This window comes from Kitasatospora sp. NPDC052896 (genome assembly GCF_044547075.1).
GTDB lineage: Bacteria > Actinomycetota > Actinomycetes > Streptomycetales > Streptomycetaceae > Kitasatospora.
The window spans coordinates 78,901-103,187 of the sequence record NZ_JBITZU010000001.1 but is presented as its reverse complement, the minus strand read 5'-3'; the positions used below and the strand labels follow the sequence as shown (position 1 = coordinate 103,187).

General features: G+C 72.7%; 21 protein-coding genes. 13 read left to right on the top strand and 8 right to left on the bottom strand.

The features are described 5' to 3' along the window. Positions 1–105 precede the first annotated feature (105 nt). Positions 106–1,698 carry a methylmalonyl-CoA mutase gene (locus ACIGXM_RS00435; protein ID WP_396555293.1) on the top strand — a complete coding sequence of 531 codons (1,593 nt, stop codon included), beginning with the start codon at positions 106–108 and terminating at the stop codon, positions 1,696–1,698. A gap of 72 nt (positions 1,699–1,770) precedes the next feature. Here the strand turns inward: ACIGXM_RS00435 and ACIGXM_RS00430 are convergent, their stop codons facing one another. Next, positions 1,771–3,873 carry a protease pro-enzyme activation domain-containing protein gene (locus ACIGXM_RS00430; RefSeq protein ID WP_396555291.1) on the bottom strand — a complete coding sequence of 701 codons (2,103 nt, stop codon included), beginning with the start codon at positions 3,871–3,873 and terminating at the stop codon, positions 1,771–1,773. 637 nt (positions 3,874–4,510) lie between these two features. Here ACIGXM_RS00430 and ACIGXM_RS00425 point away from each other — a divergent pair. The 7 genes from ACIGXM_RS00425 (at position 4,511) to ACIGXM_RS00395 (ending at position 13,427) form a co-directional block, all read left to right on the top strand. Further along, complete coding sequence (locus tag ACIGXM_RS00425) at positions 4,511–5,701, top strand: amidohydrolase (RefSeq protein WP_396557294.1); 1,191 nt, start codon at positions 4,511–4,513, stop codon at positions 5,699–5,701. A 295-nt stretch (positions 5,702–5,996) separates the two neighbouring features. Beyond that, positions 5,997–7,058, top strand: coding sequence for a BMP family protein (locus ACIGXM_RS00420; protein WP_396555289.1), 1,062 nt, complete (start codon positions 5,997–5,999; stop codon positions 7,056–7,058). Positions 7,059–7,467: 409 nt separating this feature from the next. Then, complete coding sequence (locus ACIGXM_RS00415; RefSeq protein ID WP_396557292.1) at positions 7,468–9,144, top strand: ABC transporter ATP-binding protein; 1,677 nt, start codon at positions 7,468–7,470, stop codon at positions 9,142–9,144. A gap of 5 nt (positions 9,145–9,149) precedes the next feature. Next, positions 9,150–10,301: an ABC transporter permease gene (locus tag ACIGXM_RS00410; RefSeq protein ID WP_396555287.1), complete on the top strand. Its 1,152-nt coding sequence runs from the start codon at positions 9,150–9,152 to the stop codon at positions 10,299–10,301. Continuing rightward, the gene (locus ACIGXM_RS00405) at positions 10,298–11,572 is read left to right on the top strand and encodes an ABC transporter permease (RefSeq protein WP_396555285.1); all 1,275 of its coding nucleotides are present in this window, start codon (positions 10,298–10,300) and stop codon (positions 11,570–11,572) included. The genes ACIGXM_RS00410 and ACIGXM_RS00405 overlap by 4 nt, the downstream gene beginning before the upstream one ends. Then, a complete protein-coding gene (locus ACIGXM_RS00400) occupies positions 11,569–11,976 on the top strand; it encodes a cytidine deaminase (RefSeq protein WP_396555283.1) in 408 nt (135 codons plus the stop codon). The genes ACIGXM_RS00405 and ACIGXM_RS00400 overlap by 4 nt, the downstream gene beginning before the upstream one ends. Before the next feature lie 173 nt (positions 11,977–12,149). Then, positions 12,150–13,427: a thymidine phosphorylase gene (locus ACIGXM_RS00395; protein WP_396555281.1), complete on the top strand. Its 1,278-nt coding sequence runs from the start codon at positions 12,150–12,152 to the stop codon at positions 13,425–13,427. A 162-nt stretch (positions 13,428–13,589) separates the two neighbouring features. Here ACIGXM_RS00395 and ACIGXM_RS00390 read toward each other — a convergent pair whose 3' ends face one another. Next, a complete protein-coding gene (locus tag ACIGXM_RS00390; protein WP_396555279.1) occupies positions 13,590–14,867 on the bottom strand; it encodes an MFS transporter in 1,278 nt (425 codons plus the stop codon). Between the two features lie 64 nt (positions 14,868–14,931). Here ACIGXM_RS00390 and ACIGXM_RS00385 point away from each other — a divergent pair, with 64 nt between their 5' ends. The 3 genes from ACIGXM_RS00385 to ACIGXM_RS00375 all read left to right on the top strand — a co-directional run bounded on the left by ACIGXM_RS00385 (position 14,932) and on the right by ACIGXM_RS00375 (position 17,811). Further along, positions 14,932–15,894: a LysR family transcriptional regulator gene (locus ACIGXM_RS00385; RefSeq protein WP_396555277.1), complete on the top strand. Its 963-nt coding sequence runs from the start codon at positions 14,932–14,934 to the stop codon at positions 15,892–15,894. A 143-nt stretch (positions 15,895–16,037) separates the two neighbouring features. Then, a complete protein-coding gene (locus ACIGXM_RS00380) occupies positions 16,038–17,186 on the top strand; it encodes an adenosine deaminase (protein ID WP_396555275.1) in 1,149 nt (382 codons plus the stop codon). Positions 17,187–17,418: 232 nt separating this feature from the next. Continuing rightward, the gene (locus ACIGXM_RS00375; protein WP_396555273.1) at positions 17,419–17,811 is read left to right on the top strand and encodes a hypothetical protein; all 393 of its coding nucleotides are present in this window, start codon (positions 17,419–17,421) and stop codon (positions 17,809–17,811) included. 128 nt (positions 17,812–17,939) lie between these two features. Here ACIGXM_RS00375 and ACIGXM_RS00370 read toward each other — a convergent pair whose 3' ends face one another. From ACIGXM_RS00370 to ACIGXM_RS00350, 5 genes are all read right to left on the bottom strand, one after another. Further along, on the bottom strand, positions 17,940–18,122 hold the full coding sequence (locus ACIGXM_RS00370) for a PspC domain-containing protein (RefSeq protein ID WP_396555271.1): 183 nt from the start codon (positions 18,120–18,122) through the stop codon (positions 17,940–17,942). A gap of 218 nt (positions 18,123–18,340) precedes the next feature. Then, complete coding sequence (locus ACIGXM_RS00365; protein ID WP_396555269.1) at positions 18,341–19,288, bottom strand: VanZ family protein; 948 nt, start codon at positions 19,286–19,288, stop codon at positions 18,341–18,343. A 54-nt stretch (positions 19,289–19,342) separates the two neighbouring features. Beyond that, complete coding sequence (locus ACIGXM_RS00360; protein WP_396555267.1) at positions 19,343–19,708, bottom strand: hypothetical protein; 366 nt, start codon at positions 19,706–19,708, stop codon at positions 19,343–19,345. Then, entirely contained in the window at positions 19,701–21,317 is a 1,617-nt protein-coding gene (locus ACIGXM_RS00355) for an ATP-binding protein (protein ID WP_396555265.1), read from the bottom strand. The genes ACIGXM_RS00360 and ACIGXM_RS00355 overlap by 8 nt, the downstream gene beginning before the upstream one ends. 60 nt (positions 21,318–21,377) lie before the next feature. Beyond that, a complete protein-coding gene (locus tag ACIGXM_RS00350; protein WP_280726464.1) occupies positions 21,378–22,055 on the bottom strand; it encodes a response regulator transcription factor in 678 nt (225 codons plus the stop codon). A gap of 402 nt (positions 22,056–22,457) precedes the next feature. Here ACIGXM_RS00350 and ACIGXM_RS00345 point away from each other — a divergent pair, with 402 nt between their 5' ends. Both ACIGXM_RS00345 and ACIGXM_RS00340 read left to right on the top strand, forming a co-directional pair. Beyond that, positions 22,458–23,216, top strand: coding sequence for a SigE family RNA polymerase sigma factor (locus ACIGXM_RS00345; protein ID WP_396555263.1), 759 nt, complete (start codon positions 22,458–22,460; stop codon positions 23,214–23,216). Positions 23,217–23,440: 224 nt separating this feature from the next. After that, positions 23,441–23,617, top strand: coding sequence for a hypothetical protein (locus ACIGXM_RS00340; protein WP_396555261.1), 177 nt, complete (start codon positions 23,441–23,443; stop codon positions 23,615–23,617). 18 nt (positions 23,618–23,635) lie between these two features. On the opposite strand, the gene ACIGXM_RS00335 is transcribed toward ACIGXM_RS00340, so the two are convergent. Continuing rightward, positions 23,636–24,286, bottom strand: a complete 651-nt coding sequence (locus tag ACIGXM_RS00335) for an ATP-binding protein (protein ID WP_396555259.1) — start codon at positions 24,284–24,286, stop codon at positions 23,636–23,638. Position 24,287: the final 1 nt, after the last annotated feature.

Below are 24,287 nucleotides of genomic sequence, written 5' to 3'. Positions count from 1 at the left end.
GGGGTAGGAACAGAGGTGTGAGGGCGGCCCCGGGAGCGGAATCATCTCCACCGACCGCGAGTCCGCCCGTTCCGTGCGTCGCACCTGCATCCCGCGGAGGATCCCATGGCAGCCCAGTCGCGCGGCCCGCAGCCTGTCCGTCGGGCCGAGTCGGGCTTCGTGATCGACCCCCTGTACGGCCCGGACCAGCCGGTGGAGCGGCTCGGCCGGCCCGGCGAGTACCCGTTCACCCGCGGCGTGTACCCGTCGATGTACACCGGCCGGCCCTGGACGATGCGCCAGTACGCGGGCTTCGGCACCGCCGCCGAGTCCAACGCCCGTTACCAGCAGCTGATCGCCCACGGCACGACGGGCCTCTCGGTCGCCTTCGACCTGCCGACCCAGATGGGCTACGACTCGGACGCCCCGATCGCGGCCGGTGAGGTCGGCAAGGTCGGCGTGGCGATCGACAGCGTCGAGGACATGGGCGTGCTCTTCGACGGGATCCCGCTGGGCGAGGTCTCCACCTCGATGACCATCAACGCGCCCGGCTCGTTGCTGCTGCTCCTCTACCAACTGGTCGGCGAGTCCCAGGGGGTGCCGGCCAACCGGCTCACCGGAACGATCCAGAACGACGTGCTGAAGGAGTACATCGCCCGCGGCACCTACATCTTCCCGCCCAAGCCGAGCCTGCGGCTGACCGCGGACGTCTTCCGGTACTGCCGGGCCGGGATCCCGAAGTGGAACACCATCTCGATCTCCGGCTACCACATGGCCGAGGCCGGCGCGAACCCCGCGCAGGAGATCGCCTTCACGCTGGCCAACGGCATCGAGTACGTGCGCACCGCGGTGGCGGCCGGGATGGCCGTGGACGACTTCGCGCCGCGGCTCTCCTTCTTCTTCGTCTCGCGCACCACGCTGCTCGAGGAGGTCGCCAAGTTCCGTGCCGCGCGCCGGATCTGGGCCCGGGTGATGCGCGACGAGTTCGGCGCGAGGAACCCCCGCTCGCAGATGCTTCGGTTCCACACCCAGACCGCCGGGGTGCAACTGACCGCGCAGCAGCCCGAGGTCAACCTGGTCCGGGTCTCGATCCAGGCACTGGCCGCGGTGCTCGGCGGCACCCAGTCGCTGCACACCAACAGCTTCGACGAGGCCATCGCACTGCCCACCGAGAAGTCGGCCCGACTGGCGCTGCGCACCCAGCAGGTGCTCGCCTACGAGAGCGACGTCACCGCCACCGTCGACCCCTTCGCCGGCTCGTACGCGGTCGAGGCGATGACCGACGAGGTCGAGGCCGCGGCGGTGCGACTGATGGCCAGGGTCGAGGAGATGGGCGGTGCGGTGGCCGCGATCGAGAACGGCTACCAGAAGGCGGAGATCGAGCGCACCGCCTACCGGATCCAGCAGGAGACCGACTCCGGCGAGCGGACCGTCGTCGGTGTCAACCGCTTCCAGCTGGCGGCCGAGGAGCCGTACCAGCCGCTGCGGGTGGACCCGGCGATCGAGGCCCGACAGGCCGCCCGGCTGGCCCGGTTGCGCGCCGACCGGGACGGCTCGGCGGTGGGCCGCGCGCTCACCCGGATGCGCAGGGCCGCCGAGGGCACCGAGAACGTGCTCCCCCCGATGAAGGAGGCGCTGGCCGCCCGTGCCACGGTCGGCGAGGTGTGCGACGCGCTGCGGGAGGTCTGGGGCACCTACACCCCGGTCGAACGGTTCTGACCCGTCACCGAACGCGGGCGAGGCCCGGAGTCCGACCTCGTGGGTCCAGGACTCCGGGCCTCGCCGTCGGGATCAGTGCTGCTTGCCCAGCCGGTAGGACTTGAAGAAGTCCTTGCCCGGCGAGCCGACACCGGTCGCGGTGTCGTAGCCGGCCGAGGCCGACAGGCCGTAGTCGGCGCCGATCTTGTACAGCCGGACCTTCAACGCGCCGTCCACGACACCCAGGTCGACCACGTTGCCGCGCTTGGTGTGCACGGCCGCGTCGTTGACGTCGTGGAAGGCCTTGGTGCCGGCCCGGTCGTAGATGCCCGGGTTGGCGAAGCCGATCGGACGGCCGCCGCGGGCCTGGATGGCGTCGGCCTCGATGCCGGCGTACTCCGGCGAGGAGACCGAGGTGCCGCCGTAGCCGCCCTCGCTGTAGGCGCCGCCGGTCGGGGTGTAGCCGACCAGGGTGGCGGCCACCAGGTCACCGCTCATCGCGACGTCCGGGGTGGCGCGCTGCGGGGTGGCCGACTTGGTGCCGTCCGCCGCCACCAGCGAGATGGAGTCCGGCACCACGCCCTTCTGGTACCACGGCTGCGGCTCGCCCTTGACGACGCCGCCGCCACCGCCGAAGTAGAAGGGGGCCTGGCCGGGGGCCGGGGTCCACGACTTGCCGTCGGTCGAGAGCACCGAGCGCTCGTCGCCCATGCTGACCTCGTGGCCGTAGTCGCCCTTCTTGTCCTTCAGCTCCAGCGCGGTGCCGCCCACCGCGGTCACCCACGGCGAGGAGGACGGCCACTGGGTCTGCGCCTGGTTGGTGTCGGCCTGGCAGTTGACACCGGTGGCCGCGGCGCCCGGCGAGTTGTCACCGCAGTCGCCGGCCGAGGCGTTGAAGCCGATGCCCTCGGCGGCGCCCAGCTCGAAGAGCTGGTTGTCGTTGGCGATCACGGCCGGGTCGAGGTCACCGCTCTTGCCGTGCATGATCTCGCCGTAGGAGTTCGAGACGATGTCGGCCAGGTGGTTGTCGACGATGTCGGCCAGCGCGTCGCTCAGGTCCGCGTCCTCGCAGGAGTTGGCGCCCACGTAGACCACGTTGGCGTCCGGCGCGAGGCCGTGCACCATCTCGACGTCCAGCGCCTCCTCGCCCGACCAGTCGCCGCAGTCGGCCTGGTGGGTCCACTTGGCGGGGGTGACGACCTCCTTGTACTGCCCGGGCGCGAACGGCTTGTCGCCGTGCGCGGTCGAGAAGTGGTCGGCGTCGGCCTCCATGGTGCCCAGCCCGTACGCGTCGACGATCGCGACGGTGGCGCCCTTGCCGGTCAGCTTGGCGTCGGTCACGCCGTACGCCTTGCGCAGCTGGCTCGGGACGTAACTGCACGGCGCGAAGGGGTCGTTCTTCTCGTAGCCGGTGGGCGCGCCCTTGGCGGTCTTCGAGCCGTAACCGTCGTCCGAGCAGGTCGGCGTGGTCGGCAGGGTGTTCTGCCCCTTGGCGTCGGTGGTGGCCTGCGGCGCGGCGGCCGAACGGGCCGACTGCGCGGCGGGGTTCTGGCCCTCGGCCTTGGCCTCGGCGGCGGCCACCGAGACGGCCTGCGAGGCCGACTTCTGGTTGACGCTGGTCAGCCCGCCGATGTCCAGCACGGCGTTGGCGACGCCGGCCGGGACCACCGCGTCGGAGGCCGGGGCGCTCTGCGTGCCGTCCGCGGTGCGGTAGTTGCGGAACCGGGTGCCGAAGGCCTTGGTCATGCCCGCGGTGGTGCCGCTGACCTCGACGTAGTGCTCGGTGGTCGCGGTGACCTTGAGACCGGCGCCGGTGACCCAGTCGGTCACCGCCTTGACCTGCTGCTCGCTGGGCCCGAAGCGGGCCTTGACGTCGGCCGCGGAGAGGAACTCGCCGTACTGCGAGGAGTCCGGCGAGGAGACGGCCTGCGCGAAGGCGGCCAGCCCCTGCGGGTCCCTGCCGGCCAGGTAGACCCGGGCGGTGGCCGGGGTGCTGTCGGGCACCGCGCCGGCGTCGGCCTGGGGCGTGGCCCAGGCGGGGCTGGTCCCCTGGAGCGCCTTGGCGGCGCCGGGGCCGTCGGAGGTGGTGTCAGCGATCGCGGGGGAGGCGATCGCGAGCGTTCCCAGGACGAGCGCGGCGGCGGCCGGAGCCGCCACTGCTATCCGGGAGAGCCGGCTGCGAACAGCTGCTGGCACGTGGGTTCCCCACTCTCATGGCTGGGCCGCATCACCTGCGAAGCAGGGATGTCTGACGGCGACTCGGCCGCGCCTCGTGGGCGCGGCCGGACGCGGGCATGGCGGATCGCCCCGCCCGACCGGGCTCCTGAGGGAGTGTCGAGCGGCTGCGAGGTTTGACTGTGCGCTCGTTGTCTATTCGCTCGGATGGTCGAAGCTCAAGACTTCGTCTGAATTTTTTACCAGCACATGACCAGTGCGTCCGGATCTTGAAACGTGCCGGCCATTCGGGTGTGATTCGCCCCCCGGCGCACTGGGTGACCTGCGGTGCCCGCGAGACGTGACCGGACGGCCGCTCGGTCGTTGCACAGGGCCATGACCCAGCGCGGCGTCAGCCGGGGAAGGTGGCCAAATCCCGATGTCATACCCACCCCCCGGCCGTGTATGCGCCAATCCGGGTGCTTCTTCCGCAGAACCCAGGCCAAAATCCGGCCGCGGACATACCCTTGTTGGGGTGAACCAGCCTCACTCCGCCGAACAGGCGCCCCCCCAGGTCCGTTCCGTCGCCGGGCGCACGCCCTCACCGGCCACCGTCGCCGCGGCAGCCGCCGGACGCCGGTCCGCCGCACCCGGTCCGGCGGCTGCCGGGCGGGGTTCGCTGCGGGCGCGGGTCGGGGGTTACGAGGCGGAGCTGATCGCCTTCCGGCGCGACCTGCACCGCCACCCGGAGCTGGGGCGACAGGAGTTCCGCACCACCTCGTTGCTGGTCGAGCGGTTGCGCAGGGCGGGCCTGGATCCGAAGGTGCTGCCCGGCGGCACCGGACTGACGGTCGATCTGGTGCCGGCCGACGCGCCGGCCGGCGCACCGCTGCTGGCCTTCCGTGCGGACATCGACGCGCTGCCCATCGACGACGCCAAGTCCGAGGTCCCGTACCGCTCGACGGTCCCCGGCCGGGCCCACGCCTGCGGCCACGACGTGCACACCGCGATCGCGCTGGGCACCGGGCTGGTACTGGGTGACGCGCTGCGCGAGGGGCGGCTGCGGCGGCCGGTGCGGCTGATCTTCCAGCCCGCCGAGGAGGTGATGCCCGGTGGTGCTCTGGAGGTGATCGAGGCCGGCGGGATGGCCGGGGTGGAGCGGATCTTCGCGGTGCACTGCGACCCGAAGGTGCTGGTGGGCAAGGTCGGCCTGAAGGTCGGGGCGATCACCTCGGCCTGCGACCGGCTGGTGCTGCACCTGGACGGACCCGGCGGCCACACCGCTCGGCCGCACCTGACCACCGACCTGGTCACCGCGATCGCCAAGGTGGCCGCCGACCTGCCGGCCGCGTTCGCCCGCCGGATGGACCCGCGCTGGGGCGTCAGCCTGGTCTGGGGCCGGATCGCCTCCGGTTCGGCGCCGAACGTGATCCCGCAGCACGCCGAGCTGGAGGGCACCGTGCGCTGCCTGGAGCTGCCCGGCTGGCGCGAGGCGCCGGACGTGCTGCACGAGCTGATCACCAAGTTGGCCGAAACCCATCGAGCGAAGTGGACCCTCGACTACCACCGGGGCGTGCCGCCGGTGGTGAACGAGGTCAGCTCCATCGCCGTGCTGGAGAAGGCGATGAATCTTCAGTTCGGTGACGGAAGTGAAGAAGTCGTGGAGGAAACGGAGCAGAGCCTGGGGGGCGAGGACTTCTCCTGGTACCTGGAGCACGCCCCCGGCGCGCTGGCCCGGCTCGGCGTCCGCGCGCCGGACGAGACGACCGTCCGCGATCTCCACCAGGGCCGCTTCGACGTGGACGAACGTGCCATCGCGGTGGGCGTCGAACTCTTTGTCTCGCTCGCCCAGGAGCACGTGGCCAAGTAGTCGTGTTTTCTCCGAAGGCCCGGCGGAGCCTCCGCCGGGCCTTCGCGCTGTCCGTCGCCCCATAAGGAGGGGGAGGGGGTCGCCGCCCGGTCGGTGAGTGTCCGGATTACGATCATTAAGCGACTCAAGGGGGTTGGCTGGTGTCGGCTTCGGGCGTGTTCCCGATGGGACGGGTTGAATTGCCACGTTTTGATAACAACCCGGATGCCCCGGCTGCCCGTGACACAACTGTGTTCTACGCGCGTTACGGTTTCCGCCAGACCACGCCAAACGGGTGTGTAGAAGGAGAACTCCCTTGCGCCGTTCAGTAAAGCTCGCCGCGGTTGTGCTCTCGGGATCCCTGGGCATCGCCTCGCTCGCCGCTTGCGGCGCACAGAGCACCACCACCAGCAGCAGCTCCTCCGGTTCCTCCGGCCTCAAGGTCGGTATGGCCTACGACGTCGGTGGCCGTGGTGACCAGGGCTTCAACGACTCCGCCGCCGCGGGCCTCGACAAGGCCAAGCAGGACTTCGGCATCCAGGTCGACGAGGCCGAGGCCAAGGCCGGTGAGGCCGACTCCGACAAGCAGGCCCGCCTGGAGAGCCTGGTCGACGCGGGGTACAACCCGATCATCGCGGTCGGCTTCCTCTACCAGCCCGCCGTTGACGCGGTCGCCAAGGAGCACCCGAACGTCAAGTTCGCGATCATCGACTCGGACGACCCGTCCCAGCCGAGCAACGTGACCTCGCTGGAGTTCACCGAGCAGCAGAGCTCCTACCTCGCCGGCATCGCCGCCGCCAGCAAGACCAAGACCAAGCAGGTCGGCTTCATCGGCGGTGTGCAGTCCGAGCTGATCAAGAAGTTCGAGGCCGGTTACCGGGCGGGTGTCGCCTCGGTCGACCCGAGCATCAAGGTCGACGTCACCTACCTGACCACCCCGCCGGACAACACCGGCTTCTCCGACCCCGCCAAGGGCAAGGAGGCCGCGCAGGGCCAGCTGGACAAGGGTGACGACGTCATCTACACGGCCGCCGGCGCCTCCGGCACCGGTGCCATCCAGGCCGTCGCCGCCAAGGCGGGCGCCTGGGTGATCGGTGTCGACACCGACCAGGCCAAGCAGCCCGCGCTGGCCGCGTACAAGAACAGCATCCTCACCTCGGCGCTCAAGAACGTGAACAACGCGGTCTACGCGTACATCCAGAGCGTGAAGAACGGCACCCCGCTGACCGGCATCCAGCGCTTCGACCTGAAGTCGGGCGGTGTCGGCCTGGCCACCACCGGTGGTCACATCGACGACCTGAAGGCCAAGCTGGACGCGGCCACCCAGCAGATCATCTCCGGCCAGATCACGGTGCCGACCGCGCCGCCGGCCAACTGATCCACCCGCTGACACCGGGCGGCGGCACCCACAGCCGCTGACCGCCCGCCAGCACCACGCATGACAGGGAGGGGCCCGGTGGGTCGCGCGCGAGCGCATCCCACCGGGCCCCTGCCTTCCCTCCGGGGCTGTGCGCCCCCGAATGAAACCCGCGCGCACCTCCCCGCTCGCGGCGTCCCACAGCGCCGTTTCGCAGCACTACTGGCCTCCCCAGCGCAACGACGCGTCTGCTCACCTCCAGGAGATCGCCATCACCGCTTCCGACCCCTCCCTCAGCAAGGGAGGTAGCCCCAGCGTGGGGACGGCGCCTGCGGCCGTCGAACTGCGCGGTATCACCAAGCGCTTCCCGGGTGTCGTGGCCAACCACGACATCGACATCACCGTCCGCCCCGGCACCGTGCACGCCCTGATGGGTGAGAACGGCGCCGGCAAGTCGACGCTGATGAAGATCCTCTACGGGATGCAGCGCCCCGACGAGGGCACCATCGCCATCAACGGCGAGCAGGTGGAGTTCCACACCCCCGCGGACGCCATCGCCCGCGGCATCGGCATGGTCCACCAGCACTTCATGCTGGCCGACAACCTCACCGTGCTGGAGAACGTCGTCCTCGGCGGCGAGAAGCTGCACGGCATCGGTGCCAAGGCCAAGCAGAAGATCCTGGAGATCTCCGAGCAGTACAGCCTGAACGTCCGGCCGGACGCCCTGGTCGAGGACCTCGGCGTGGCCGACCGCCAGCGGGTCGAGATCCTCAAGGTGCTCTACCGCGGTGCCCGGATCCTGATCCTGGACGAGCCGACCGCCGTCCTGGTCCCGCAGGAGGTGGACGCGCTCTTCGGCAACCTGCGGGAGCTCAAGTCCGAGGGCGTCACCGTCATCTTCATCTCGCACAAGCTGCACGAGGTGCTCTCGGTGGCGGACGCGATCAGCGTGATCCGCCGCGGCACCACGGTCGGCGACGCGGACCCGAAGAACGTCACCGCCCGCCAGCTGGCCGAGCTGATGGTCGGCGCCGAGCTGCCCTCCCCGGAGAGCCGCGAGTCGACCGTCACCGAGACCGAGATGCTCAGGGTCGAGGGCCTGCGGATCGCCAAGCGCGACGCCGAGGGCATCGAGCGCGTGGTGCTGGACGACATCTCGCTGCGGATCCGCAAGGGCGAGATCCTCGGCATCGCGGGTGTCGAGGGCAACGGCCAGGCCGAACTGGTCGAGGCCATCATGGGCATGCTCCCGCTGGACGCCGGCACCGTCACGCTGGACGGCGCCGACCTCAGCAAGCTGCTCACCCGGGCCCGTCGGGAGGCCGGCATCGGCTACATCCCCGAGGACCGGCACCGGCACGGCCTGCTGCTGGAGGCCCCGCTCTGGGAGAACCGGATCCTCGGCCACGTCACCGAGGCGCCGAACTCCAAGGGCTTCCGGCTCGACCCGGCCGCCGCGCGGCAGGACACCCTGCGGATCGTCCAGGAGTACGACGTCCGCACCCCCGGCATCGAGGTCACCGCGGCCTCGCTCTCCGGCGGCAACCAGCAGAAGCTGATCATCGGCCGCGAGATGAGCCACGGCCCCAAGCTGCTGATCGCCGCCCACCCGACCCGCGGCGTGGACGTCGGCGCCCAGGCGCAGATCTGGGAGCAGATCCGCTCCGCGCAGCGCGAGGGCCTGGCCGTCCTGCTGATCTCCGCGGACCTGGACGAGCTGATCGGGCTCTCCGACACCATCCGGGTGATCTACCGCGGCCGTCTGGTCGCCGACGCGGACCCGGCCACGGTCACCGCCGAGGACCTGGGCACCGCGATGACCGGTGCGGCCGCCGGCCACATCGAGTCCGACGACGAGGCGCTGGTCGAGGCCGCCGCGATCACCGCGGAGGAGCACGGCCGCAGCGACGAGCCGGGCGGGCACCTGGACGGCCACGCGGCCGAGGCGACCGCCGACACCACCGCGGCCGACACGACCGCGGCTGACGACTCCGCGGCCGACACGACCGCGGCGGACGACTCCGCGGCCGACGACTCCTCCGCCGAGGAGTCGGACGACACCACCACCGACACCGCCGCCGACCCCGGCACCCAGGCGGGGGAGTGACCCACATGACCACCTCCACTGAACCCGCCAAGCGCGGCTTCCTGCAGCGGATCGACCGCGAGCGGATGGTTCTCGGCCTCGCCGCGCCCGTCCTCGCCGTCATCATCTCCGTGCTGATCTGCTCGGTCCTGCTGTTGGTCTCCGGCAAGAACCCGGTCCAGGCCTTCCAGACCATGGCCAACTACGGCTTCGCCTCCAACGGGCAGGTCGCGGTCCTCAACAAGGCCGTCACCTACTACCTCGCCGGTGTCGCGGTCGCCTTCGGCTTCCGGATGAACCTGTTCAACATCGGCGCCGACGGCCAGTACCAGCTGGCGATGATGGGTGCCGCGTTCGTCGGCGCCACGGTGAACCTGCCCTCGTTCATCGAGATCCCGCTGGTGCTGATCGTCGCGATGCTGATCGGCGCGGCCTGGGCGGGCGTCGCGGGTGTCCTCAAGGTCACCCGCGGGGTCAACGAGGTCATCTCGACCATCATGCTGAACTCCATCACCACCGCCATCATCGGCGTGCTGCTGGTGCCGGGGATCCTCGCGCCGAAGACGGGCGGGGTCACCTACGGCATCCAGACCAAGACGATGGCGACCTCCAGCGACTTCTTCAGCATCACCACCCAGGGCGGCCAGCTCTACGGCTTCATCTTCGTCGCGATCGCCGTCGGCGTGGGCTTCCAGCTGGTGCTGACCCGCACCCGGTTCGGCTTCGACCTGCGGGCCACCGGTCGCTCCGAGTCGGCCGCCGCCGCGAGCGGCGTCAACGTCAAGCGGATGGTGCTGACCAGCATGTGCATCTCCGGCGCGCTGGCCGGTCTGATCGGCATGCCGGACCTGCTGCAGAACTCGCACGTCTTCGGCCAGGGCTTCCAGGTGGGCCTCGGCTTCACCGGTATCGCCATCGCGCTGCTGGGCCGCAACACCCCGTTCGGCATCGCCTTCGCCGCGCTGCTGTGGGCCTTCCTGGACGCCACCGGCGGCCAGCTGCCGTTGCAGGGCTTCCCGCCTGAGATCGTCAACGTCATGGAAGGCACCATCGTCATCTGCGTGGTCGTCGCCTACGAGCTGGTGCGCCGCTTCGGCCTCAAGCGCCAGCAGCAGAAGGTCGGCGCCCAGCTCGCCGCTCAGGCCGCTTCGGCCGTGAAGAAGGAGGTGGCGGCATGAGCACCGCGACCACGGCACCTGCCAAGGCGCCCGCCAAGGCGGCGCCGACCAAGAGCGGCAAGCGGCTCTCGCTGCCCGTCGTGCTGCTGCTGATCGCCGGAGCGCTGCTGCTCTTCTCGGTGGTCGGCGCCCTCACCGGCAGCCACGACCTGACCTCCTCCGGCCAGATGGAGGCCGCGCTGGGTTCGGCCGTGCCGATCGGCATGGCGGGTCTGGGCGGTCTCTGGGCCGAGCGGGCCGGTGTGGTCAACATCGGCCTCGAGGGCATGATGGCGGCCGGCACCTTCTGCGGTGCCTGGACCGGCTACCTGGTCAACCCCTGGGTCGGCCTGCTGGCCGGCATGATCGGCGGTGCGCTGGGCGGCCTGCTGCACGCGGTGATCACCGTCGGCTTCGGCGTGGACCACATCGTCTCCGGTGTCGGTATCAACCTGCTGATCCCGGGCATCTGCCTGTACGTCAACCGGATCTACTACCCGGACTACGTCTCGGCCGGTGCCGGCGCCTCGAAGTCCCCGCCGACGCCCCAGTTGCCCAGCATCACCGTTCCCGGGCTGTCGTCCTGGCTGGACGGGATCGAGAACCACCACTGGTTCTTCGTCTCGGACGTCGCGGGCGTGCTCGGCGGCTTCGTCACCGACCTGTCGGTGGTCACCCTGCTGGCGGCCGTGCTGCTGGTGGCCAGCTACTTCGTGCTCTGGCGCACCAGCTTCGGCCTGCGGCTGCGCTCCTGCGGTGAGAACCCGACCGCGGCCGAGTCGCTGGGTGTGAACGTCTACAAGTACAAGTACCTCGCGGTGACCGCCTCCGGTGCCTTCGCCGGCCTCGGCGGCGCGTACCTCTCGATGGTCGCGGCGAGCAACTTCCAGGACGGTCAGACCGGCGGCCGCGGGTACATCGGTCTCGCCGCGATGATCTTCGGTAACTGGATGCCGGGTGGCCTGGCCGTCGGCGCGAGCCTGTTCGGCTTCACCGACAGCCTCCAGCTGCGCGACCCGAACTCGGTGCACGTGCTGCTGCTGGTGATAGCGCTGGTGCTGGCGCTGCTGACGCTCTGGCAGCTGTACCGCCGCCGCTTCGTCCCGGCGCTGGTCAGCCTGGCCTGCGCGGCCGGCCTGGCGGCCTGGTACGCGGACTCCAGCGCGGTGCCGCGCCCGCTGATCGTGGCGACCCCGTACATCATCACCCTGGTGGTGCTGGTGCTGTCGGCGCAGCGACTGCGGCCGCCGAAGGCCGACGGTCAGATCTACCGCAAGGGCCAGGGCAAGTGACGGCCGACCGGGCCTCGGCGCCGGCACCCGACTGGGAGGCGCTGCGCGCGGCGGCCCGGGACGCGATGTCCCGGGCGTACGCCCCGTACAGCAACTTCCCGGTCGGGGCGGCCGCCCTGGTCGACGACGGTCGCACGGTGACCGGCTGCAACGTGGAGAACGCCTCGTACGGCCTCGGCCTGTGCGCCGAGTGCGGTCTGGTCTCCGCGCTGCACGCCAGCGGCGGTGGCCGGCTGACCGCCTTCACCTGTGTGGACGGCCGCGGGCAGCTGCTGGTCCCGTGCGGGCGCTGCCGCCAGCTGCTGTACGAGCACGGCGGCCCGGAGCTGCTGGTGGACCTGCCCTCGGGCATCCGGCCGATGTCCGAGGTGCTGCCGGAGGCCTTCGGGCCCGAGCACCTGTAGGCCTCCGGAACGCCACCCGGACCGCTCTGGACCGGGTCTGGCAGAAGCGTCAGTGACGCGCGTAGAGTGACGCGGGGGCGGCCTTGAGCAGTGGCCGCCCCCGCGTCGTTCGCTTTTCCCCTTCTTCCTGCTCTTCCCTTCCACCCCGCTTCCACTTCCCTCTGGAGCACCACATGGACGCCATCTCCGTCATCAGGGCCAAGCGCGACCGCCACGAGCTGACCGACGCTCAGATCGACTGGGTGATCGACGCCTACACCCGCGGCGAGGTGGCCGACGAGCAGATGTCGGCGCTGGCCATGGCCATCCTGCTGAACGGCATGAACCTGCGCGAGATCAGCCGCTGGACCGACGCGATGATCCGCTCGGGCGTCCGGATGGACTTCTCCGCCCTGCCGCTGCCGACCTCCGACAAGCACTCCACCGGCGGCGTCGGCGACAAGATCACCCTGCCGCTGGCCCCGCTGGTCGCCGCCTGTGGCGCGGCCGTACCGCAGCTCTCCGGGCGCGGCCTCGGCCACACCGGCGGCACCCTGGACAAGCTGGAGTCGATCCCCGGCTGGCGGGCGCTGCTCTCCAACGAGGAGATGATGGCCGTGCTGCGCGACGCCGGCGCGGTGATCTGCGCCGCCGGCGACGGGCTGGCCCCGGCCGACAAGAAGCTCTACGCGCTGCGCGACGTGACCGGCACGGTCGAGGCGATCCCGCTGATCGCCTCCTCGATCATGTCGAAGAAGATCGCCGAGGGCACCGGCGCGCTGGTGCTGGACGTCAAGGTCGGCTCCGGCGCCTTCATGAAGAACCTGGACGACGCCCGGGAGCTGGCCCGCACCATGGTCGGCCTCGGCCGCGGCGCCGGGGTCAACACGGTCGCCCTGCTCACCGACATGTCCACCCCGCTCGGTCTGACCGCGGGCAACGCCCTGGAGGTCCGCGAGTCGGTCGAGGTGCTGGCGGGCGGCGGTCCGGCCGACGTGGTCGAGCTGACCGTCGCGCTGGCCCGCGAGATGCTGGCCGCGGCCGGCGTGCACGGCAAGGACCCGGCCGAGGCGCTCAAGGACGGCTCGGCGATGGACCACTGGCGCCGCATGATCACCGCCCAGGGCGGCGACGTGGACGCCCCGCTCCCGGTCGCCCGCGAGCAGCACGTCATCACCGCCCCGGCCAGCGGCGTGCTCACCTCGCTGGACGCCTACGCCGTCGGCGTCTGCGCCTGGCGCCTGGGCGCCGGCCGCGCCCGCAAGGAGGACCCGGTGCAGGCCGGCGCCGGCGTCGAGCTGCACGCCAAGCCCGGTGACACCGTCACCGCCGGCCAGCCGCTGCTGACCCTGCACACCGACACCCCGGAGCGCTTCGACTACGCCATCGAGTCCCTCGAGGGCGGCATCCAGGTCGCCCCGGCGGGCACCGAGTTCACCCCGGCCCCGATCATCCTGGACCGCATCGCGTAACGGGCCGCGTTCTTCGCGGGGGCGCGCCGCGCCTGGCGCGGCGAGTGAGGGCGACGGGGCCGGCCGACCTGCCGGCCCCGAAGCCCGTCCTGGACGCCGAGCCGCTGTCGCTGCTCGCGGGCCCGGCTCGACGTTCGTCCGGGGTGGTCGCCGGGGCGGGGCTCATGCCTGGAGGGTGACGACTGGCGCCTGCCCGCGGGCCGCGCTCGCCCGCCAACTGGCGTACAGCGTGATCGCCGCCGCCAGCGCCATCGCGGTCAGGCCCACGGTGGCCGCGCCCGGCCAGCCGGTGGAGTGGTAGGCGTCGGCGCCGAGGGTGCCGCCGAGGCTGTTGCCGAGGTAGTAGGCGATCAGGTAGAGCGCCGAGGCCTGGGCGCGGCCGGTGGCGGTGCTGCGGCCGACCGAGGAGGAGGCGGTCGCGTGGCCGGCGAAGAAGCCCGCGGTGATCAGGACCAGGCCGAGCAGCGCGCCGGCGAGCGAGTCGGCCAGTGAGAGCAGCAGGCCGGCCGTGGTGAGCCCGATCGCGACGTAGAGGGTGCCGCGCCGGCCGAGCCGGGCGGTGAGCCGGCCGGCGCCGGCCGAGGAGGCGGTGCCGACCAGGTAGACCACGAAGATCGAGGCGGCCAGCGACTGCGGCAGGTGGAAGGGCGCGGCGACCAGCCGGAAGCCCATGGTGTTGTAGACCGTGCCGAACACCGCCATGAAGAGCGCGCCCAGCGCGTAGAGGCGCAGCAGCAGCGGATTGCGCAGGTGGCCGGCGACGGTCCGGCCCAGCGCGCGGGCGTCCACCGGGCCACGCCGGAACTGCCGGGCGGCCGGGACCAGCAGCCGGAACCCGGCGGTGGCGAGCAGCGCCAGCAGGGCCGCGGCGGCCAGCCCCCAGCGCCAGCCCCAGGCCGCGCCGACCCAGCCGGCGACCAGCCGGCCGGCCATCCCGCCGACGCTGTTGCCCGCCACGTACAGACCCATCGCGGAGGCCAGCGCGCTCGGGTGCACCTCCTCGGCGAGGTAGGCCATCGCGGTGGCGGGCAGGCCGGCCAGTGCCGCGCCCTGGAGCGCCCGCAGTGCGGTGAGCGCGCCCAGCCCGGGGGCGAACGGCAGCGCCAGCGCGATCACCGAGGCGGCCAGCATCGAGACGGTCATCACCGTGATCCGTCCGTACCGGTCGGAGAGCGCACTGGCCGGGAGCAGCGCCAGGGCCAGGCCGAAGGTGGCGGCGGAGGTGGTCCAGCTGGCCTGGCCCGGCGTCAGGTGGAGATCGGCGGAGAGCAGTGGCAGCAGGCCCTGGGTGGCGTACAGCAGCACGAAGGTGGCCACGCCCGCCGCGAAGAGGGCCAGGTTGGAGCGGCGGAAGTCGCGCTGGCCGGGGCGGAGTCGGAGGTCCGGGGTGAGGGCATCCGGTACGTCCGTAGCGGATGCCCCGGTATCGGCGGGAAGCATGTCCCTGACGCTAGCCCCGCGCGTTCTGATGCGTCCAATGCATGGGAACCCGATAATTCATGCTGTGTCGCATGAGTGGAGTTCCGAGCCCCCGCCGGCGCGGCCGGCCGAGATCGAGCCGGACGCGCCGGCGGTGCTGCTGGCGCCCCGGCTGGCGCAGTTCGCCGCGGTGGCCCGGCTGGAACACGTCACCCGGGCCGCCGAGTCGCTCGGCATGCCGCAGCCCACGCTCTCCCGGGCGGTGGCCCGGCTGGAGGCGGACCTCGGGGTGGCGCTGTTGGCCCGGGAGGGCCGGACGGTCCGGCTGACCCGGGCCGGCCGGCTGCTGCTCGGCGCGGTGGAGCGGGCGTTGGCCGAGGTCGAGCGCGGTGCCGAGGCGGCCCGGGCGGAGGCCGATCCGGCTGCCGGGCGGGTGGCGTTCGGGTTCCTGCACACCATGGGGACGGACGCGGTGCCCGCGCTGCTGCGCGGCTTCCGGGCCGAGCACCCGCAGGTGCGGTTCCAGCTGGTGCAGGACTACGTGGCGGCGATGCTGGACCGGCTGCGGGCCGGCGAGTTGGACCTCTGCCTGGTCTCGCCGCTCCCGGACGACCCGGCGCTGGTCGCCCGTCCGCTGGACGAGCAGCGGCTGCACCTGGTGGTGCCGGCCGACCACCGGCTGGCCGGGCGGCGGCGGATCCGGCTGGCGGAGGTCGCCGAGGAGCCGTTCGTGGCGGTCGAGAAGGGCTACGGCCTGCGGGCGATCACCGACGACTTCTGCGCGCAGGCCGGCTTCACCCCGCGGATCGCCTTCGAGGGGGAGGAGGCCGAGACGCTGCGCGGGCTGGTCGCGGCCGGGCTGGGGGTGGCGCTGCTGCCGCCGGGGCTGGTGCCGCGGCCGGGGGTGGTGGACCTGGCGGTGACGGCGCCGCGGACCCGCCGGGCGATCGGCCTGGCCTGGGTGGCCGGGTGCCCGCTGACGCCGCCGGCCCGGGCCTTCCGGGACTTCGTGCTGTCCCGTCGGGGGCGGCTGCTGGACCACGACTGAGACCACGACCGGGACCACGGCTGGGACCACGGCTGGGACCAGGCCGGGAGCACGACCGGGCGGCAGCCGGGGCCGGCGGACGGCGTGCGGATCCGACGGTGCGTCGAGTATGCATCTACGCGCGTAGGCCTTACACTCCCGCAATGGAGAAGCAGATCCCCGTTCCCGCGGGCACCACGGCCCCGCGCATCCCCACCGCCGACCAGATCCGCCGCGCCCCCAAGGTCGTGCTCCACGACCACCTGGACGGTGGCCTCCGCCCCGAGACGATCGTCGAACTGGCCGCCGCCAGCGGCTACCAGGGGCTCCCCACCACCGACCCGGTCAAGCTCGGCGTCTGGTTCCGGGAAGCCGCCGACTCCGGCTCGCTGGTCCGCTACCTGGAGACCTTCGCGCACACCTGCGCCGTGATGCAGACCCGCGAGGCGCTGGTCCGGGTCGCCGCCGACTGCGCCGAGGACCTGGCCGCCGACGGCGTGGTCTACGCCGAGGTGCGCTACGCCCCCGAGCAGCACCTGGAGGGCGGCCTGACCCTCGACGAGGTCGTCGAGGCGGTCAACGAGGGCTTCCGCCTCGGCGAGGCCAACGCCCGGGCCAAGGGCAACCGGATCAAGGTCGGCACGCTGCTCACCGCGATGCGGCACGCCGCCCGTTCGCAGGAGATCGCCGAGCTGGCCAACCGGTACCGCGACGCCGGCGTGGTCGGCTTCGACATCGCCGGTGCCGAGGCGGGTCACCCGCCGACCCGCCACCAGGGCGCCTTCGACTACCTCAAGGGCGAGAACAACCACTTCACCATCCACGCGGGCGAGGCCTTCGGCCTGCCGTCGATCTGGGAGGCCCTGCAGTGCTGCGGCGCCGACCGGCTGGGCCACGGCGTGCGGATCATCGACGACATCACGGTGAACGAGGACGGCACGGTCGAGCTCGGCCGGCTGGCCGCCTACGTGCGCGACAAGCGGATCCCGCTGGAGATGTGCCCGACCTCCAACCTGCAGACGGCGGCGGCGAGTTCCTACGCCGAGCACCCGATCGGGCTGCTCAGCCGGCTGAAGTTCCGGATCACCGTGAACACCGACAACCGGCTGATGAGCGGGACCAGCATGAGCCAGGAGTTCGCGCACCTGGTGGACGCCTTCGGCTACACCCTGGACGACATGGCGTGGTTCACCATCAACGCGATGAAGTCCGCGTTCCTGCCCTTCGACGAGCGGCTGGCCATGATCAACGACGTGATCAAGCCCGGCTACGCGGAGCTCAAGGCGGAGTGGCTGTTCGGCGGCGGTGCCTGAACCGGACGGATGAGCTGATGCCGACGGGCGGTCAGGACGCTTGTTCCGGCCGCCCTTCGCATTGTCCCGACGAGTCATCCGTGTGGGTGACGCGTCTTTGATTCGCGTCCAGCCGTCTGTCTACGGTTCTCGGGTCACTGCTGACAACGGCGCAGCGGCGGACGCCCGGGCGGCCTCGGCTCGGCCCGGCGATCGCGGTGCGCCGGCCCGACGAGGACACGAGGACGGACTCATGAAGCAGGCCACTCTCAAGGCCGCCGGTACCGCGGCGCTCGGTGTTGCCCTGGCGGCGGTCGCGGCCGGTTCCGCCTCCGCCGCGGCGGCCGGCGGCCCGCTCGGTGGCCTCGGCAGCCCCGGCGGGCTGACCAGCGGCGCCAGCGGGCTCACCAACACCACCACCGGCGCGCTCAACAAGACCCCGGCGGTCGGCGGCGCGGTCTCGCAGACCACCGGCACGCTCAACCCGAACGCGGGCGCCCCGGCCGGCCAGGCCAACCGCGCCGCCACCCGTGGCATGCCGGCGGTCGGCACGCCGCTGAGCGCGGTGACGAAGGCGGCGCAGAGCGACCAGGTCACCGGGCTGGTCAAGGGCGCGCTGCCGCTGGGCGGTGGGCTGGGCGGCTGACGCCGACGGGCTGTCGGAGCGGCTCCGGTCGGTTGGCCGACCGGCGGGCTCCGGTGGTCCTGCGGGTCCTGGGCCGTTCGTGCCGCGTGACGCGGTGCGGGCGGCCCCGCGGCGTTCCCGGGGCGGCCTCAGGGCTCCTGCGGGAGGAGCAGCCAGAGGGCCAGGTAGATCAGGAACTGCGGGCCGGGGAGCAGGCAGGACGCCAGGAAGATCAGCCGGACGGTCCACGGAGTGAGGCCGAAGCGCTCGGCGACCCCGGCGCAGACTCCGGCGAGCAGACGGTTGTGGCGGGGACGGGCGAGGGTGCGCATGGCGGGCTCCGAGCGGTAGTGGGCCGGTCCCGGCTGGTCCGGGCGGGCTGATCCCATCCTCGGGGCGGCCCGGCGCGGGGGCGTCAGACCGGATGGCGATTCGCGACCCCGGTCTCTCCCGGGGGCGGGTGGGGACGCTCTCGGGGGCCGCCCAGGGTTCGGCCCGCAGGGGAGCGCGGCGGGGAGCGCGCGAACCGGGCGTACGAAGGGCTCGCTGGTCAGCGGAGGTCGGCGCTGGCCAGGACCGGCGGCCGCAGGGCCGGGCCGGTGCGGGCCGGGGCGATGGTCCGGTGCCCGCCGGTGAGCCGGCCGGGCGCAGTGCCGGCGGGCCGTCCGGGGTGCGGGCGCCGGGCCCGCCGTAGCCAGCCGGCCCGGCGCATCCGCACCCAGCGGGCGCGGTGCAGCCAGTGCGCGCCGGCGGTGCGGTCGGGTGCCGTCACGACGCACGGCGGGCTGCCGAGCTGCCGCTGGGCGAGCGTGGTGCGCCGGGCGGAGCGGCAGGTGCGAACGGCGGTGGTCGGCCGGGGCACGACCGGTGCCGGCTCGGGCGCGGGTGCCGCGGGTGCGGGGGCGACCACCGGGGCCGCCGCCACCCGCTCGACGCGCCGCGGGCGGCGCAGCCTGGCCCGCAGCACCGCCCGCCCCGCCGGGACCACCGCGAGGTGCAGCACGCCCGCGCCGATCACCCCCAGCAGCACCCGGTCGACATCGGGCAGCTGCCCGGCCAGCGTCTCGCGGGCCGCCTCCAGCGCCGTCGCGATCAGCGTGCTGAGCCCGAGGCAGTGCAGGAACGAGCCCACCGCCGAGACCCGCAGCCGTCCGCCGGCCATCGGCAGCAGCACGCCCAGCGGGGCCGTGCCGAGCAGGCCGCCGGCGATCCGGAGCAGGCCGTCGGTCCCGCCGACCGCCAGGTCGGCGCGGACCGAGGCGAACGGCGTGAGGTTGCCGTCATACGCCCAGGGCATCGCCACCGCGTGCTGCGCGTACCAGCCGAGCGCGACGAAGTAGAGCGCCAGCAGGACGACGCCGACGGTCCGGAGGCGGGCCGGCAGCGCGTCGGGGTCGGGCGAAGGACGGCCCTGCGGCGGTACCCCCTCGGGCTTCCGCCGGTCGTCGATCCGCACGCTGCCGTGCGCCGTTCGCGCGCCGGTGCCATCTCGCTGCACGCCTCGAAGGACGCGAGGGTCCGACTTCCGGTTCCCGGCCCCGGCCGGCCCGGCTCAGCCGCAGCCGCTGGGACCGGCCGTCGGGCCGCCGGGGCCGGCCGTCGGCACGCTCGGCGCGGTGGAGACCGCCGGGACCGCCGACGCCGTCGGGGAGAGCCGGACCGGTCCCTTCGGACTGGCCGGAGTCGGCGTGCCGAGGGCGCCCGGGCTGGGACAGGCGGTCCGGACGGCGGGCGAGCCGGCGTCCACCGGCACCGCGGTGGGCCGGATCCCGCAGCCGGTCGCCAGCCCGGCGGTCAGCGCGGCCACCAAGAGCGCGGCGGCCCAGCCGAACGCGGCCGACCGGGGCGGCGCGACCCTCCGGTACTCCCGCGGGGACGGTCGGCCGGGCGCCGCCGCCGGGCTCGTCGTTCTACGCACCGTGCTCACTGTTCCGATCTCGCTCGGATCCGTCCGTCGAATCCCCCGAGTCCTGCCCGCCCGTGCCACCCGCACCGCCCGGCCGGGCCGCCGGCTGCCGTCGGGCGGGCGGCACCACCGGCAGGGTCAGCGTGAACACCGCGCCCCCGCCGGACCCGGCCGGGGCGTTGGCGGCGGTGATGGTGCCGCCGTGGATCTGCGCGTTGGCCATCGCGATGGAGAGCCCCAGCCCGCTGCCCTCCGAGCGGGCCCGGCCCTTGTCGGCCTTGTAGAAGCGGTCGAAGACGTGGGGCAGGACGTCCTCGGGGATGCCCGGACCGCTGTCCGAGACCGCGACCACGACCTCGCCGTCGTCCTCGTGCTCACCGGGCCGCTTGGTCACGGTGACCCGGACCGGCGAGCCGCCGTGCTTGAGCGCGTTGCCGATCAGGTTGGCGAAGACCACGTCCAGCCGGCGCGGGTCCACCACCGCCAGCACCCCGCGCGGCGCGTCCACCTCCACCGCGTCGTACCAGGCCCGGCCGTCGATGCAGGACATGATCAGGTCGGCGATGTCCATCTCGTCGGCGACCAGCTTGGCGGTGCCCGCGTCGAAGCGGGTCACCTCCATCAGGTTCTCCACCAGGTCGGAGAGCCGGCGGGTCTCGCTGACCACCAGCCGGACGGCCGGCTCGATCATCGGGTCCAGCGACTCGGCCTCGTCCTCCAGGATGTCGGTGACCGCGGTCATCGCGGTGAGCGGGGTGCGCAGCTCGTGCGACATGTCGGCGACGAACCGGCGGCTCTGCGCCTCGCGGGCGCTCAACTCCTCGACCTGCTCGGAGAGCGCCTCCGCGGTGCGGTTGAACGTCCTCGCCAGTTCAGCGAGTTCGTCGGCGCCCTTGACCTCCAGTCGGGTGTCCAGTCGGCCTTCGCCCAACCGCCTCGCGGCCTCGCCGAGTTGGCGGACCGGGCGGAGCACGGTGGCGGAGGCCGCCTGGGCCAGCAGGGTCGCCGCGATCAGCGCCAGCAGGGTGGCCACCGCCAACGACCAGCCCAGCGTGTCGAGATCGGCCCGTTCGGTGCCGAGCGACTTGAACATGTAGGCGGTCGGGCCGGTCGGCACCACCTTCGTCCCGCCGACCACGAACGGTTGGCCGCCGATGTTCACCCGCTGCCAGTACAGGTGGTAGGCGTTGCTGTTGCCGGCGGTGATCGGGCGCGGCGTGGTGACGTCGGTGCGCAGCGCGGCCGGCACCTGGGTGATGGTGTAGCGCGGGTCGGAGTAGGCCGGGCAACTGGGCTGGGCGTCGTCCACCACCACGACGTCGTAGTTGAGCCCGGAGCTGGCCACCGCCGAGGCCAGCTGGACCAGGTCCGCGCAGCTCGGGTTGAGCGGCAGCGCGGAGACGTTCTGGCTGAGCGAGACGCGGAAGCCCTTGAGCGCGGTGTCCTGGGCGCGCTTGAGTACCGCGTCCCGGTTGAGCCAGTACGCGATGCCGGAGGCGGAGGCGGCCGCGGTCAACGCCACCACGGCGAACACCGCGATCAGCCGCACCCGCAGCGAGCTCAGCCGCAGCCGTCGCCACGGTCCGGGGGCGAAGCGGCGGCCGTTCTGATGGTCAGTCACGTGTCGGAGTCGCTATCAGCAGGGGAACGGGGATCGGCGGCATCTGGGTGAGCGGGCCGGTCAGGCCGGCGGGTCGAGACGATAGCCGACCCCGCGGACCGTCCGGATCAGGGTCGGCGCCGAGGGCACGTCCTCCACCTTGGCCCGCAGTCGCTGCACGCAGGCGTCCACCAGCCGGGAGTCGCCCAGGTAGTCGTGCTCCCAGACCAGCCGCAGCAGCTGCTGGCGGGAGAGTGCCTGACCGGGCCGGCGGCTCAGCTCCAGCAGCAGCCGCAGCTCGGTCGGGGTGAGCTGGAGGTCCTCGCCGTCCTTGGTCACCGTCATCGCCGAACGGTCGATCACCACCGAGCCGTAGGCGGACGAGTCCGAGCTCTCCCGCTCACCGCGGCGCAGCACGGCGCGGATCCGGGCGTCCAACACCCGTGGCTGCACCGGCTTGACCACGTAGTCGTCGGCGCCGGACTCCAGGCCGACCACCACGTCGATGTCGTCCGAGCGTGCGGTCAGCAGGATGATCGGCAGCTGGTCGGTGCGCCGGATCCGGCGGCAGACCTCGAAGCCGTCGATTCCGGGCAGCATCACGTCGAGCACGATGAGGTCGGGCCGCTGCTCCTTGAAGAGCCGCAGGCCGTCCTCGCCGGACGCGGCGGCGGCCACGCGGTGGCCCTGGCGGGTGAGGGCGAGTTCGAGGCCGGTACGGATGGCGTCGTCGTCCTCGATCAGAAGGAGGAAAGGCACCTGCTCATTCTGGCTCACGCCGCCTCCCGGCGGGAACCGGCCCGGCCATGGGCGGCGTCACCGCCGGTGGAACGAGTACCGGGACGAAGGTCCTGCCCCTTGTGACACCGCTGTGACAGTCGGCGGACACCGTCATGACGGGCGGACGGCAGGATTTTCCATGTCACCGCGACGGACCGGCCGAGAAGCCGGAACGACCCGGTGATCTCGGAAAGGACCCGCTCGTACCGATCATGGGGGCGCACGATGAACGCAACGCTGGAGACCCGGGGCATCCTGGATGCGCACAGCCCGGCAGTCCGTGGCGTCCGTCCGTCGGGGCGCGGTCGGGACGGGCAGTGCGCGGGGGCGCGCCGTGGGGGCGGCGCGGGCCGGACCGGGGAGCTGCACGGGATCGGACGGATGGGGAGTGCGTCCGAGACCACCCAGACCCTCACGCTGCGCGGGGTGCTCCCGGTGCGCGCTGAGGGCCAGGACGTCCCGGGGGGGACGAACGGCCTGCGCGGCCTCGGCTCGGGGGAGCCGGACGCCCGCAGGACGGCGGGGACCACCCTGTTCCGGCTCGCGCCGGTGCAGGACGCCCCGCACCAGGGCGAGCAGGGAGGCGCGCAGGGGGAGCACTCGGCCGTCGCGGAGGAGCACCTCGCGGAGTTCACCGCGTACGTTCGCGAGCGCCGCGCCTCCCTGTACGCCACCGCCTACCACCTGACCGGTGACCGCTTCGAGGCCGAGGACCTGCTGCAGAGCGCGCTCTTCAGCACCTACCGGGCCTGGGGCCGGATCACCGACAAGGCGGCGGTCGGCGGCTACCTCCGCCGCACCATGACCAACCTGCACATCTCGGCCTGGCGCCGCCGCAAGCTCAACGAGTACCCGACCGAGGAGCTGCCGGAGACGGTCGGCGACACCGACGCGATGGGCGGCACCGAGCTGCGCGCGGTGCTCTGGCAGGCGCTCGCCAAGCTCCCGGAGAACCAGCGCACCATGCTGGTGCTGCGCTACTACGAGGGCCGCACCGACCCGGAGATCGCCGACATCCTCGGCATCAGCGTCGGCACGGTGAAGAGCAGCATCTGGCGCGCCCTGCGCCGGCTGCGTGACGACGAGCAGCTGAACCGCACCGGCGACACCGCCCACGCGTTCGGCGAGCTGGTCGCGTAACACCTGAGACTCCCGTCGGGGGACGGGGAACCAGGCCGCAGGAGAGCCGGCACCGCTCGGGGGAGACGGTGTCGGGGGGGATCACGCGGCCACCGCACAGCAGTCGGGCCCGGCGTTCGGGGAAGAGGACGCCGGGCCCGACTGTTTGCCGGGGCTCAGAGGTAGAGCAGCCGGCTGAGGTCGATCTCCACCGGGAACGGGAACTCCGCCTTGAGGGTGCCGGTGTGGACGGCGCCCTCGGGAGCGGGGGCGTAGACACCGGACTCGCGGTGGAGGTGGAACTCGTGGACCTCGGGGAGGTCGTCCTCGCCGCGTTCGACCCGCCAGTAGTGGGGGACGCCCGCCTCGGCGTAGAGGCCCGGCTTGCGGAAGCGGTCATCGGCGCGCGAGCCGGGGAGTGAGATGGCGGCGGGCGGTGCTCAGGCGTTGGCGTGGACCGGGGCGGCCGGGAGGGGGACGGCGGCGGCGCGGACCCGGCGTTCGGCTTCGGGGCCGGCGCAGGCGACCGCGCCGAGGCCGACCTGGCGGGCCACGATGCCGTGCTCGGCGCGCATCAGGCGCCAGCCGCGGCGCAGCAGGTAGGGGATGGACTTGCGGCCCTCGCGGACGTCGCGGCGGAACCGGCGCCAGGCCGTGGTGAGCGGGTGGTTGCGCAGGCAGAGCGCGTCGCCGAGCAGGTCCTCGGTCGCGCACTGGGCCGCGATCTCGGCGGCGAAGATGCCCTCGGCGATGAAGGCGGGGGCGCCCGCCAGGTCGAGCACCCGGCTGCCGGTGCGCCCGTTGGCGGGGATCGAGTAGACCGGGACCTCGGCCCGGCCCAGCTCGGCCAGTTGCCGGATGGCCGTCAGCGCCTGCTCGCGGTGCCAGGCGAGCGGCGAGTCCCAGTCAGTGCCGCCGTCGGGCAGGACGGGCAGGGTGGGGTCGTCGCCGTCCTTGTAGAAGTCGTCGAGCTGGAGCACCGGCAGCCCGGTGCGCTCGGCCAGCGAGGACTTCCCGGATCCCGAGGGACCGGAGATCAGCACCACGCGGGCGCGGGAGGTCGGTGCGGAATTCAGCGGGGAGTCACTCACG